Consider the following 13,883-nt stretch of genomic DNA (forward strand, 5'->3'; position numbering starts at 1 on the left):
TTTTAAGGCATTAGGATTATTTTACCAAAACACCGTTTTCCAATATAATATCATATTTATATCCTGCACCAAAATCTTTATCCAGTGTTACAACCGCTTTAATGGTAAAGGCCGCTCCTTCTGGAACAAAAGCATCTGATGTCACTACCAAATCAAAATCATCTTTACTGCCGTCTTTGACATGAATCCAGTTTCTGTCCATAATTCCAGCGTTTATTTTGGTACAAATACCGTCTATCTGAACTGTTTTCCCTTCGTATTTTTTGGGATTGTTGACCAATTCTGCAATTTTCATGGATCCTTGATGCTGTACCACTTTTTCAGTGTGCATAGGAATATCTTCTTTTTGAACCTCAGATGGTTTTGCGTTTCCATAATCTGTGGTAGATTGAGATACGGCATTGCCTCCGTGAACTGCCGGCACCAAAGCGCCTACCAAATATACTTTATCAAATACTCTGTTGTATTCTTTGCTTTCAAAATTGGTTTTTAATAGACCACCTTTAAAATAATAGGTCTCACCTACTTTAGCCTCCATTTTTCTGGTAGCTACCCAATACGTTTCGTCACCTTCAGTTACATGAAGATATACATATTTTGAAGTGGGCAAAACTTCCTTAACAACAACCGAATGAAGTTCATTCGTCATTGCTTGGCCAGAATCTGAAGAACCAGGTGCTGAAAACACTCCTGATGGGTCTGAAGAGCCATCTGGACTTGAGGTTATTGGAACTACCTTTGGCTCGTTTTTACATCCTATAAAAACACTTGCAATTAATACTGTAACTAATACTTTTATTTTCATCTTTTACTGTTTTTTCTGCTCATAAAAAAGCGTTTAATGATTTGAGTGTTTACCCTATAATTTGTTTCGTTATTGTATTTTGACATCTCACCTGATAAACCAATAGTGAACGATCGGTCAATATAATATGATAAATATCCGCCTATGTAGTGCTGATTAAAATCGGGCACATTGGTTGTATATTTATAATTTACAAATCTATAATAAATATCTGTACTAAACCTACTATCCCAGAACTCTCTTGAGTATCTTACAGACGCAATATTACTTTTCAAATAATTAGATGTATTCATATTGTAAGTAAATGACAACCGACCGTCTATAGGAAGCTTAGACAAGCTCATATAACCATAAATATTGTCAGATTTGTTTTGGTTGTCACTTTGAAATCGTTTACTGTAACTAAATCCGCTGTAAACATATTTAAACGGTCTAATGTTTAGTCGAGCTCTAAAGCCTTGCCTAGCTATATCTTCATCCAAAAGTTGTTCAATATCAGTTTCGTAGGTCTTATAATAAATGATGCGCTTTCTTGAATCGTAAGACAAGCTTAAATTAATTTTGCTATTAAAACGATAGCGCCCAGACACATATAAATTGGTGATTCTAGTATTATCTCTTACTGAATCGTTGACTTTATTGTACAAGTCAACTTCAAGGGTTGAAAACAAATTGAATTTCTTAAATATTGTACTTGAATGCTGAAAATAAGCAAATCTTCTGTCAATTTCGTTATTGTTTTTTTGTTCGGCAAAGCCCAATGTGGTTTGAGAGCGGAAATTCTTGTTATTAGTTAATTGACCAACATATCCGCCATATTGCAATAAATTGGAATTAAATCCATAATCATAAATATCTGGCCTAAAACCTGCAATGGCGCCTATGTAGCTATTTCCAAAAAACTTTTCTGCTTGCAATCCATCAATGGCTCCTATTGATGATATTTTATAATTGATTTTTCTACCAGCAGTTATGGAAAATGTAGAGTCTACATCATACTTTACAGCTAAATTATAAACGTTCAAATCACTTTTACTTAAAGTTCTGGTTGTATCCTTTGGATAAATACTTTGCCTATAATTAAGATAGGTTTCAACTGAAAATCTTGAGTTATTTATATGATTTGCTTCCAAAGAAAATCGGGTCATTAACCTATGGTTGTCATCACGAACTTGGGAAAAGTCACTATATGTAGCGGCAGATAACCGACCAATTATTTTTTCTTTATAGTTGGTTTTTTTCTTTGTACTCTCTATTGCCTGAATAGAGTCGTTAAAACTTATTCCAATATTTTCTTGAATCTCTTCGGTTTCAAGAATTTTATTATCTGTTTCAACTTGATATACATAAGTAATCTTATCATCTTTGTTAACTTGGCAATTATTCAATTTTAGGCAAACTACTGAGTTTGATGATTTATTGGTCACCAATAAACATTTTTCTTTATTGGGAGCTTGAAGTGTGTCGCCAATTTTAACAACGTTGGTGTTATCAAATTTCACATAAGCATTTTTTGAGGTCACAAAAGTCACCTTACCTATGATGGTTTGAAGATTATCTTGGGCCAATGCATTACCCGACAATGCCATATATAATATGGGAATAAAATAAAACGTATATCTCATGGTAATGTTTCTCCTTAATCTGCTCTTCCTGTTGGGTGACACTCATAGCATCTTTGGTTGCCTAAGTTCGTGTTGTGATCACGAGTATGACAATGAATGCAATCAAATTGCGAATAGTCATTAGGGGTTGTATGACATTCAACACAAGTATCCCATGTTTGTCCCTGCCTATGTTTACCCGAATAAATTGGGAAATACTGGTCATGATCAAAAGTTGCTGGTGTCCATCCTGGGTTTGTGGTATGACATGACGCACAATCTGTTGGGAAGCTTGATACAATATGGTTTGGATTCGTTGTATTATTATAATCCGTTTGATGACAACTTACGCATTCTGGCGAAGCATCCGCATAACTATTTGTTGTATGGCACTGCTTACAATCCTGTATATCATGACCCAATGTCAATGGGAAAAAGTCATGGTTTATGGTTGCCGGTGTCCATCCCGGGTTTGTAGTATGGCACGATGCACAATCTGTTGAGAAACCAGCATCTCTATGGACCGGGTTTTGGGTATTATCATAATCCGTTTGATGGCAATTCACACATTCCGGTGAAGCATCCGCATAATTGTTGGTTTTGTGGCATTGCGTACAGTCTTGAATATCATGACCCTGTGTTAAAGGAAAAAAGTCATGGTTTATGGTTGCTGGTGTCCATCCAGGGTTCGTGGTATGGCATGATGCACAATCTGTTGAGAAACCAGTGTCTCTATGAACTGGATTTTGAGTATTATCATAATCCGTTTGATGGCAATTAACACATTCTGGAGAAGCATCTGCATAACTGTTTGTTGTATGGCACTGTTTACAGTCTTGTATATCATGTCCCAGTGTCAATGGGAAAAAGTCATGGTTTATGTTTGCTGGCGTCCATCCTGGGTTTGTGGTATGGCAGGTTGCGCAATCTGTTGAAAAACCAACACTTGAATGATTAGGGTTATTTGTGTTATTGTAATCTGTTTGATGACAGCTTATACATTCCGGAGAAGCATCTGCATAATTATTGGTTTTATGACATTGCTTACAGTCCTGGATATCATGCCCCTGCGTTAAAGGGAAAAAGTCATGGTTTATATTTTGCAAATCCCAACCTGGCCCCAAAGGAGAGTGACATTCTATACAATCTGTTGAAAACCCAAGCTCTCTGTGATTCGGACTTCTAGTTGCATCATAGTCTTGTTTATGACAGCTTATACATTCATTTCCAATTCTATCAAACCTTAAATTTGTTTCAGAGGTGTGACATTCTGCACAACTTACAGCATTATGCGCACCAATAAGTGGAAAGCCATTTTCTTCATGAATTTCAGGAATATTATTTACAATCCACGTTTTGGTGGTATGACATTGTGTACAATCATTTCCAACTGACATACTATGAATATCTTTGTGGCATGAAGCACATTGATTTGGAGCTTCGTTGAAAACCAAGCTCTCATGACATGCTTTGCAATCCGTCTGCATGTGAGCGCCTTCCAAATTAAAATTGGTTTTTTTATTATGGTCAAATCGCATGAGATAAATATCCAATTCCCAACCTGATGGATTGTGGCATTGGTCACAGCTTATCTTTAAATTTTTACCATGTGGCGATTGTGCCATAACTGGAGAAAATATCAAGAAACCTATTGATAATATTATGTATGACAGTCTATGCATTCAAACTTTTTTAATTTATATATAACTTGGGTTTTCCCGTTAATGGTTTCACTTATGTGACAAGCCTTGCAATCTATTTCAGCGTGCTTACCTTCCAGAGGGAAATTGGTGGCGTTATGGTTGAAATTCTCTGGGAACCAACTACTTGTTACATGACATCTTGTACAGTCTGTCACACCATCAATTGCAAAAGTATCGCCATGCTTATTTTCATGGCACGATGCACAATCTGAATCCAAATTAGCAAATTTTTGAGTCATAACTGCATTGTTATCAGACTTTTCGATGAAATGACATGACTTACAATCAACTTCTTTGTGTTTACCATCTAACTTAAATTTAGTTCGGCTATGATCAAAATTGTTTATTTGGGACCAACTGTCGTTGCTATGACATATTTTACAGTCTTTATCAGGATAAAATTTCTTACTTATAAAACCTTCATGAATGTCTTTATGGCAATTATTACAATCAGGCCCAAGATTTTTAAATGTCCATCGCTGTTCCTTTTCACCTACATGGCAGGCAAAACATGGTGTAGCAACGTGCGCTCCTTTTAATGGAAACGTGGTTTCTTGGTGTTTTTCTAGCGTAAACAAACTGTAATCAAAGCCTTCTTGTAATGAATGGCATTCTTTACAATCGGGTGATATACCATTTTCCTTGAACTCGCCTTTGTGATAATCTTGATGACATTTATTACACGCCGAAAAATCAATGGTCTTGGTATAACTACCTTTATGGCATTGCCTGCAATCTACATCCAAATGTTTTCCTTCAAGCGGGTAATCTGTGAGGTTATGGTCAAACGCGTTCATACTTTTCAACGCCAGAAAAGTATTTTCAGTATGGCATTTGGCACAATCATTTCCAAACTTACCTTCATGGACATCTTTATGGCATTTCACACAATTATTTTCTTTAATGCGTAAATTGTCCTGAAAGACTTTTGTGGGATCTGTTGATTCTTTATGGCAGGTAAAGCAATCAACCTCTGAGTGCTTGCCTTTTAAAGTAAAATTGGTAGTATTATGATCAAATTTTCCTTGACCACTGAATAATTTAAAATCCGTTTCTGTGTGACAGGATTTACAATTGCCCGGTAACTTACTTTCGTGTGGGTCTTGATGACAGGATTTACAATCTTCGAATGCTAAGCCAATAAACTCTTGAAATTTCTTTCCGTTTTGTGTAGTTTCCTTATGGCATTTTATACAATCTACTTCAACGTGTTTTCCTAATAATTTAAATTTTGCATCATCATGATTAAAATTAGTTGCTGGTCTAAACGCATTAAAATCATGACACTGTTTACAATCTTTTGGAAGCGTATTTTGATGGAAATCATCATGACATGTTAAACAGTCTTGGTTTAATCCTAAAAAGGTCTTATTACGCTTTTTTAATTCTGGATCTTTAATAAACTCAGATTTGTGGCATTCTTTGCAATCAATGGTTTTATGTTTTCCTTCTAATTGATAGCCTGTTTGGTTGTGCTTAAAATTATCTTGGTCAAAACGAACCATGTCAAACTTGCGTCCGTTGTGATCACTATGACATTGAAAACAGTCCTTTTTAACAACATCTGGATTGGCATGCAATCCTTTTTTATTGTTTATGAGCGATTGAATTTCTTTGTGGCATTCCAAACATTTACTATCCAATACTTTTTCTCCAATTTCATGACATTGGGTACAATTGGTCATGCCTTCTAACTTGGCATGGGCTTGGGACAAATCTCCAGGAGATATCTGAGAATAACTGTGTGTTGCTGAAAGTAATAACAGCAAAACCAAAAGGACACTATGTTTTATAAATGCTCTCAAATCAACTAATCATGCCTTTTCATTACATACCCAAAACGTTTTGTAATATTAACACCAGACTTTTGTAAAAACCCTGTTGGCAATTCACCTCCAGCAAAAATGTAAACCAAATCATTGACGAGTTGTTCTGGTTCACCGTCATTGATTTTCATCATCACATAATCATCATGTATTGAGGTTACATTTGAATTATAAATGACTCTAACACTTCCATCTTGAATAGCTTCCTCTATACGTTCTTTGTTTTTTGGCTTGAGTCTTGAAAACTTATCATTTCTATAAGAAAGCGTAGCTTCATTTTCATCCTTCAATAGTAGAACAGTTTCAATGGCAGAATCCCCACCACCAACAACTAAAACCTTTTTGTTTTTAATTCTTTCAGGCTCAAGTAACCGATAAGCAACTTTTGTGGATTGCTCCCCTGGAATATTGAGTTTTCTTGGGGTTCCGCGTCTTCCAATGGCCAATAGTACATGGTTGCATATATATTCATCGCCCATTAATGTGGTCACTTTAAACGTGTCATTTTCTATCGGAATGATTTGCTCAACTTTTGTGTTCTCTGTGATTTTTATGTCTTGCTCCGTAATCACTTTCTTCCACAACTGCAATAATTCATCTTTTGATGTATCATATAATTTTGCTTTGCCATAAAGTGGCAAATCCATAGGAGCTGTCATCACTATTTTTGATCTGGGGAATGTATAAACAGTACCTCCTAATGAATCTTGTTCTAAAGTAACACTAGTTAACCCGTGTTGTTTTGCGGCTAATGTTGCTGAGATTCCTGCCGGTCCTGCTCCTACAATTACAACATCAATAACATTTGGTTTTGATGGTTTTTTACTTTTAACAATACTTTCAATAGCCTGTTGCCCTTGCTCAACACTGTTCTTTATCAATCCCATACCGCCTAACTCTCCTGCTATAAAAATCCCTTTTGTATTCGTTTCAAAATTTTGATTAATATGTGGCAAATCCACTCCTCTTGTTTCCGTACCAATTCTAAGTGAAATGGCTTCTACAGGACAGGCATGAAAACAAGCGCCATGACCAATGCAGTTAGCCGTATTTATAACAGTTGCCACACCATCAACTATCCCTAAAATATCTTTTTCAGGGCAATCGGCCACACAAGCGGCACTGCCAATACATGATTTTAGGTCTATGTGTGGATATAAAGAAACTGGCTCAAACAATCCTTCTTGTTTGGCTACAGTAACTTTCTTTTCTATGTCTTTTGACTTGACCCGTTTCTTTCTTGTGTAGAAAAAAACAACAATGGCACATAGCAAGAAGACTACACCATACACAATTACCTGTTCTAAAAATACTTCGTCTTCCATTAGAATATCCATTTATAACCAAACGCCAAAGTAACCGCGACATGAATGACCACAATCACCAACATAATCAATGCAAATGGCAAGTGTGCTACATGCCAATATTTAAAAAGTTTTTGCATGAGCAATAACCTACCTATCTTTCTGGATAAAGACATATCATCTTTTACCAGTTTCAAAATATAATGCCTGTCTTCTTTTGGGAAATTTTTTCTTTTAAGTTCTCTTTTAAGTTTTCTAACATCGCTAGACGATGGTTTTTCAGCATTTGATATGTTAAGAATTAATTGTTTGGTTTGGTCATCCACTTCAATCTCTTCATGAATTGTTGTGGCCAAATCAGTCTTTAATCCTTTTACCTCATTAAGAGTAAGCTCTCTTCCTTCAAGCGTTCTAGGTATTTGAATATAAATAAATCTACCTACCACACCACTTAAAACAACCGCAACCATACTCCAAAATGCAATAGACACAATCCCTCCAAATTTAAATGCCGTATGAAACAGAACCAATATTGGCCCTAACGTGCACAAAAAAATATGAAACTCTAAAAGATATTTTAACCGGATCAGTTTTGACAAAAAGTTATAGCGTTTTCTGGCAATATAAATGACAACTCCAAAAAGAATCAAAAGCGTCCCCACTATTCCCAATCCGTGTCCATAAATGCCGCTTGGCTTAAACCACTTATGTTGAGGATGGTAAAAACGTTCCTCTAAGGGTGTCATATAATAGGTGTAACCCACATAGCTTAAATAGGCAGTAACAGCTATGATTATCAAAACCATTAAGGTTATATAGGCCTTATGTACTTGTTTGTTCAATTGGTTAGTTTTTCAATTTGGGTTTGATTATATACGTGCATTGACAAGTATTTGGATTTTTTGTTTTCTGGCTGATTATATTACAACTATAAACCACTATACCCTACTCAAAATACATGTTTTAACAATTATCACTTAAAACCAATTCTGAGTTTAACAATGCTAATCACTTACTTTCTTTACTATAAACTATTAAAGCAAAACAAACATAACTAATCAAAATAAAATATATTTTATCTTTTTTGTTAATATTTAATTGATTTTATCGAATTTTAGTTAAAAAACTAAATTTTTTATATACAAAATCATAATACAAAACAAAAAAACCATGTAAGAAATAATCTTACATGGTTTTTTTGTAATGTGAAATTAAATGCTACTCTTCCATGGAATCCTGATCATCATCTCCATATAATGCATCCATAAGACCACCAAAGTCACCATAACCTTGTTGGTAGATTATTTTACCATCAGCATCAAAATCAAAAGACTCATAATATTTTAAAACTGCAGATTTAGCTTCGGTTGAATCAGTAGCAGGAACAGTAACTTGCCAATTACCATAATATCTCACTGACCCATCTGGCTCTTTTGTCTGTGGGTTAACACCCGGCAATAACACAATAGGATCTGTTAAAAATTTAAAGTCTAAATTCTTAAAAAGCATCTTATCGCTCTCCTTCATCTCTGCTAGGCTCAAGGAGTCTTTACCATTGATACCGGTGTCGCGAAGTACAAATTTATCAGAATACGTGGAATAATCCGGTGTTTCATTTTGCCAATTTTGAATATTGGCCATTACAGTCTCTGAGTTTTTGGCAAATGCTTCGTTTGCGGAATTGTCTTTTTTTTCTTGACATCCCATAAAAAGGATGACAGAAAACAACATTAAAAAAAAGTGTTTCATGTGATTTTGTTTTAGTTAGTTAATTTATAAAGTTACGATTTTTTTTACACAAACAACATAACTAACTTAAAACAAAAGTTTTAAGAAGTCAAAACAGCGGAGAAATTGTTTAACTTATTTTAAGTCTCTTAACTTCTTGTTCATTTTTCTTTTCTTCCAACTTTTGTAATTCAAGCTTGATTTCTTCGCTGCGCTTAAGTAGTTGACTTGTTTTTTCGTCTCTAATTTTTTGTTTTAAAGCCTTTTCTTCAAGTCTTAATGCTTCTTTCTTAAGCTCTAGCTTTTTAGCTTTTTTTTCCTGAATTTTTTCTAAAGCAACAGATGCATATGCATATCCATACATGCTTAAAAACAACAAAGCGATAATACCCAAAATGACGTAACCGTTTTCCATAAAACCAATAATATTAAATTATTAAAAAAATGCTTTAAAAATTAATTCTATTAAAATTTTTAAGACAATTATTAAGAATGCATAAACTTTCAGCAAAAATATAGAAATAGATTTCTGGAATAAAAATTAATAGTTGAAGGACTTAAAAAGTAGTTAAAATAAATATTTAGGGCTCAAAAACCGTTTTTCAGGATAAAATAAACGATTGGTTTACCTTTTGAGTATGAGGCAAAAACGATTAAATAAGAAGATTTTTTTTATTTTTGATAATGGTTTTCAATTTAATTGGGGTTGTTAATTTTCAACCCTTCATGTTGCCATTGGGTAATACCACCCTCTAAATTATAGATTTTAACAAAACCTGCTTTTAGCAATTTTTCAGAGCATTTGGCACTTCTCCCGCCAGACTTGCAATACACAATCACTGGTTTTTCTTTATCCAGCTTTTTTATATCCTCATCAAAAGTTGGGGAAAAATAATCAATGTTTTGGGCATTGGCAATAAACCCGGTACTGTATTCTTCAGGCGTTCTAACGTCAACTAGTTGCACGTTATCCATTTGAAGCAAGGTTTGCATTTCTTCAACGGTGACATCTTTTATTATGTCGGTATCGTGCTGCCCTTTGCAGCTAGATAAGACAGCAAAGGAAATCATCAAAAAAACAATCGCTAAACTTCTAATATTACCCATTAAATTTATTTATTCTATATCACCTTCCCACTGCAACATACCGCCCATGAGATTGTAGGCGTTTGCAAATCCTAATTGGCTCATAATCTTACAGGCTTGACCACTTCGGTTGCCTGATCTACAATAGACGTAATAATTTTTGCTTTTATCAAGCTTTTCCAATTCAGAAATAAACTCTTGCCCTCTATAAATATCAATATGGATGGCATTGGGTATTTTGCCGTCTTCTACTTCATCATCAGTCCTTACATCCAAAATAACAGCATTATTATCATTTTCAAGCTGTTCTACCCATTCTTCTTGTGTTAAATCTTCCATTTTTTTGAAATTATGAGCTACAAAAATAACATATCTTCACGACTTATAACATAATTTTTATAAGTCTTTGGAGTGAGTAAACTTTTAAGCTTTTATTGAACAACCAATGGCTTTTGTTTCTTGTTGCTTGACCTCTTCGCCTTTTAACAAAGCGTCAACAGCTTCCTCAACGTACTTGGTTTTAACAGCCGTGGGATCTTTATAATTATCATCAATGGCTCCAATGTACCTCACTATATTTCCTTTCTTGGTTTTTTGAAGCACAAACATGTGAGGTGTTTTGGTAGCACCAAATTCGGGATACACATGCTGCCCTTCATCAACCAAATAAGGGAATGTATAGCCTTTTTCTTTAGCTCTGTCCTGCATAGCCTTAAAACTATCGCCAGGCTGTACCTCAGGGTTATTTGGGTTGATAGCTATTACCGGATATCCTTTGGATGCATATTTTTTGTCTAAATCCATAATTCTACCTTCATAAGCCTGTGCAAAAGGACATGTGTTACAGGTAAATGCAATAATAAAACCTTTAGCATCTTTATAATCTGACATGGAAACCATATTTCCATCAACATTTTTTAACTCAAAATCTGATACTACATCGCCTATTTTGTAACTGTTATTTATAGTAACATCATTACTAATATAATCACTAAAAAAAGTGACCATCACAATTGAAATGAATACAGGTGTTTTCATAGGTTATTTGTTTAAAATTTTTAGCGTTTCTACTTCTAATAATTCATAAGTAAATGATTGCTCAAAAAATTTACTCGTTTTATTCTTGTAAATAATAGTTGCTGGAATGGAACCCGACCAATCTTTATCAATTTGCGGTATCCATGCGTTCATATCCACATCATCCAAGGCAATAACTTTTGATTTTAAATGGTTTTCAACAATAAATGGTTTTAATTTAGAATCATATAAGTGTGGGAAATCCAAGCTCACCAAAATAACCTTGACTTTTTTATCAATATATTTTTGATTTAATTTTTCAAAATAAGGCAACTCCTTAACACATGGTGCGCACCAGGTAGCCCAAAAATTAATGACATACGTTGTGTCATTGGCTTTGTTTAAAAAGTTTTTGAAATCATTAAAATTATAGACATCCAGCTTAACGGTTTTGGCTTTACTGGAAACATCTTGGATTTCAGTGCTACTTTCTACATTTGAATTACTTGAAGATTTCTTGTCTTTACAACTTGAAAGAACACCTAATAAAATTAACAACCATATGTACTTCATATTGCTAAAATTAATTATTACTTGATGATATGTTGAGAGTTTAACAAATTTTTAAACAAAAAAGCATAAAGTATTGTGTAATTATATTTTGATTTCTATATTTGAACCGCAATAAAAAAACAATGAATACAATTTTAAATAATACTTGGTGGTGGAGCTTTCGAAACGTCATTTCGTGAAGTAGTCGCTTGGTATATTTAAAAATTAAAATACATAAAGGCTTGTCATTCACGACAAGCCTTTTTTAATGAACAAAAATGAAAACATTTAGCTTACACACTCATTACAAAAAAATTCTGGCGGATACCATCACACCAGTTAGCATCTATTTAAAAATAAGGGATAAATACCCTAATAGTATTCTTCTGGAAAGTAGTGATTATCATGCCAATGACAACAGTTTTTCATACATCTGTTTTAACCCCATTGCCTCTATAAAGGTTGAAAACGAAACCGTTTTTCAAACATTTCCAGATGGCAGTTCCACAAAAAAAACAATTGATGAACACACCAATGTCACTGAAGAAATCCATCAATTTACCAAACGGTTTAAGATACATTCAGATACTGATTTTAAGTTCATCAACAATGGCATATTTGGTTACATAGCCTATGATGCCGTAAGATATTTTGAAGATATAACCATTTCTAAAAAAGAACATTCTGTTAACATTCCTGATATTTATTATGCGGTTTATCAAAATATTATTGCCATAAACCACTTTAAAAATGAGGCTTATATTTTTGCGCATTGTTATGACAGTGATGATACTATTGATGATATCTTACAACTGATCAAAGCCAGGAATTTTGCTTCGTATGCATTTTCTTCAAAAGGAGATATGCACTCGAATTTAACCGATGATGAATACAAACACCATGTGGAATTAGCCAAGAAACATTGTGCCAGAGGGGATGTATTCCAATTGGTTTTATCAAAAAGTTTTGCACAAGAATTCAAAGGTGATGAATTTAATGTGTACCGTGCCTTAAGAAGTATCAACCCATCACCCTATTTGTTTTATTTTGATTATGGCAACTTTAAAATATTTGGAAGTTCCCCAGAAGCCCAATTGATTGTGAGCAATGGAAAAGCTGAAATCCACCCTATTGCAGGAACATTCAAACGAACAGGAAACGATTTACAAGATGCCGAACTGGCCAAACAATTAAAGATTGATGACAAGGAAAATGCCGAACATGTTATGCTGGTTGATTTGGCCAGGAATGACCTGAGCAGAAATGGAAGTCACGTTACCGTTGACACGTATCGTGAAGTACAATTTTTTTCCCATGTTATTCATTTAGTTAGCAAGGTTACCGGGCAAAAGCACACCGATGTTCCAACCATGCAAGTGGTGGCAGACACATTCCCTGCAGGCACTTTAAGTGGCGCGCCAAAACACAGAGCCATGCAACTCATTGAGCAATATGAAAAAACGAGTCGCTCGTTTTATGGCGGCGCTATTGGTTTTATGGATTTTGAAGGCAACTTTAACCATGCCATTATGATCAGGACCTTTTTGAGCAAAAACCACAAATTGCATTGGCAAGCTGGCGCTGGTTTGGTATCTAAGTCAAATCCAGAAACTGAATTGCAAGAAGTATATAACAAATTAGGAGCATTAACAAAAGCTATTGAACTAGCAGAAAACATATAAATTAGAAATGACAAATGTATTAGTAATAGATAATTACGATAGTTTTACCTATAATCTGGTCCATTATTTAGAGGATTTGGATTGCATGGTCACTGTGTTTAGAAATGATAAATTAACATTGGAAGATGTTAAGCCTTTTGATAAAATTGTATTGTCACCCGGCCCTGGAGTTCCTAATGAAGCTGGTTTGTTAAAATCAATTATAGAACGATTTGCTCCTACCAAAAGCATCTTAGGTGTTTGTTTGGGACAACAGGCCATTGGTGAAGTTTTTGGTGGCACACTCATTAATTTACAAGATGTCTATCATGGTGTGTCCACAAAAGTGACCATTACTGTTGATGACGAACCGCTGTTTAAAGATTTGGAGAAAACCATTGAAGTAGGCCGCTATCACTCATGGGTTGTCAACCCCAATTTACCTGACTCATTAGAGGCTACATCTTTTGATGAAAACGGGCAAGTCATGTCCTTACGTCATAAAACCTATGATGTTAAAGGTGTACAATACCATCCAGAATCTGTTTTAACTCCAGATGGAAAACAAATTCTTAAAAATTGGATAAATAGTTAAGT

14 protein-coding genes are annotated in these 13,883 nt (G+C 34.5%); 2 read left to right on the plus strand and 12 right to left on the minus strand.

Going from position 1 to position 13,883, the window contains the following annotated elements; translation table 11 throughout:
• Nucleotides 1-16 precede the first annotated feature (16 nt).
• The 12 genes from IEW94_RS10175 to IEW94_RS10230 form a co-directional block, all read right to left on the minus strand.
• Entirely contained in the window at nt 17-805 is a 789-nt protein-coding gene (locus IEW94_RS10175) for a GW dipeptide domain-containing protein (protein WP_188652610.1), read from the minus strand.
• Complete coding sequence (locus tag IEW94_RS10180) at nt 802-2,430, minus strand: hypothetical protein (protein WP_188652612.1); 1,629 nt, start codon at nt 2,428-2,430, stop codon at nt 802-804. The genes IEW94_RS10175 and IEW94_RS10180 overlap by 4 nt, the downstream gene beginning before the upstream one ends.
• A 14-nt stretch (nt 2,431-2,444) precedes the next feature.
• On the minus strand, nt 2,445-4,091 hold the full coding sequence (locus tag IEW94_RS10185; protein ID WP_188652614.1) for a hypothetical protein: 1,647 nt from the start codon (nt 4,089-4,091) through the stop codon (nt 2,445-2,447).
• Nucleotides 4,070-5,917 (minus strand): cytochrome c family protein, encoded by a 1,848-nt coding sequence (locus tag IEW94_RS10190; protein ID WP_188652616.1) that lies wholly within the window; start codon nt 5,915-5,917, stop codon nt 4,070-4,072. The genes IEW94_RS10185 and IEW94_RS10190 overlap by 22 nt, the downstream gene beginning before the upstream one ends.
• Before the next feature lie 5 nt (nt 5,918-5,922).
• Nucleotides 5,923-7,263 carry an NAD(P)-binding domain-containing protein gene (locus IEW94_RS10195; RefSeq protein WP_188652617.1) on the minus strand — a complete coding sequence of 447 codons (1,341 nt, stop codon included), beginning with the start codon at nt 7,261-7,263 and terminating at the stop codon, nt 5,923-5,925.
• Nucleotides 7,263-8,084, minus strand: coding sequence for a hypothetical protein (locus IEW94_RS10200; RefSeq protein WP_229669503.1), 822 nt, complete (start codon nt 8,082-8,084; stop codon nt 7,263-7,265). Before IEW94_RS10200 ends, IEW94_RS10195 begins: the two co-directional genes overlap by 1 nt.
• Nucleotides 8,085-8,460: 376 nt before the next feature.
• Entirely contained in the window at nt 8,461-8,991 is a 531-nt protein-coding gene (locus IEW94_RS10205) for a hypothetical protein (RefSeq protein ID WP_188652619.1), read from the minus strand.
• 109 nt (nt 8,992-9,100) lie between these two features.
• Nucleotides 9,101-9,385, minus strand: coding sequence for a hypothetical protein (locus IEW94_RS10210; RefSeq protein ID WP_188652621.1), 285 nt, complete (start codon nt 9,383-9,385; stop codon nt 9,101-9,103).
• 281 nt (nt 9,386-9,666) lie between these two features.
• Nucleotides 9,667-10,077 (minus strand): rhodanese-like domain-containing protein, encoded by a 411-nt coding sequence (locus IEW94_RS10215; protein ID WP_229669504.1) that lies wholly within the window; start codon nt 10,075-10,077, stop codon nt 9,667-9,669.
• Between the two features lie 9 nt (nt 10,078-10,086).
• Nucleotides 10,087-10,395 (minus strand): rhodanese-like domain-containing protein, encoded by a 309-nt coding sequence (locus tag IEW94_RS10220; protein WP_188652623.1) that lies wholly within the window; start codon nt 10,393-10,395, stop codon nt 10,087-10,089.
• Nucleotides 10,396-10,479: 84 nt separating this feature from the next.
• Nucleotides 10,480-11,064 (minus strand): thioredoxin family protein, encoded by a 585-nt coding sequence (locus IEW94_RS10225; RefSeq protein WP_373286599.1) that lies wholly within the window; start codon nt 11,062-11,064, stop codon nt 10,480-10,482.
• Nucleotides 11,065-11,097: 33 nt separating this feature from the next.
• Nucleotides 11,098-11,646: a TlpA disulfide reductase family protein gene (locus tag IEW94_RS10230; RefSeq protein ID WP_188652627.1), complete on the minus strand. Its 549-nt coding sequence runs from the start codon at nt 11,644-11,646 to the stop codon at nt 11,098-11,100.
• Nucleotides 11,647-11,903: 257 nt separating this feature from the next.
• Between IEW94_RS10230 and IEW94_RS10235 the strand changes: the two genes are divergently transcribed.
• Nucleotides 11,904-13,307: an anthranilate synthase component I family protein gene (locus IEW94_RS10235; RefSeq protein WP_188652629.1), complete on the plus strand. Its 1,404-nt coding sequence runs from the start codon at nt 11,904-11,906 to the stop codon at nt 13,305-13,307.
• Between the two features lie 7 nt (nt 13,308-13,314).
• Nucleotides 13,315-13,881 (plus strand): anthranilate synthase component II, encoded by a 567-nt coding sequence (locus IEW94_RS10240; RefSeq protein WP_188652631.1) that lies wholly within the window; start codon nt 13,315-13,317, stop codon nt 13,879-13,881.
• The last annotated feature ends 2 nt before the right edge of the window (nt 13,882-13,883 follow it).

Origin of the sequence: Yeosuana aromativorans (assembly GCF_014646655.1) — a bacterium.
GTDB lineage: Bacteria > Bacteroidota > Bacteroidia > Flavobacteriales > Flavobacteriaceae > Yeosuana > Yeosuana aromativorans.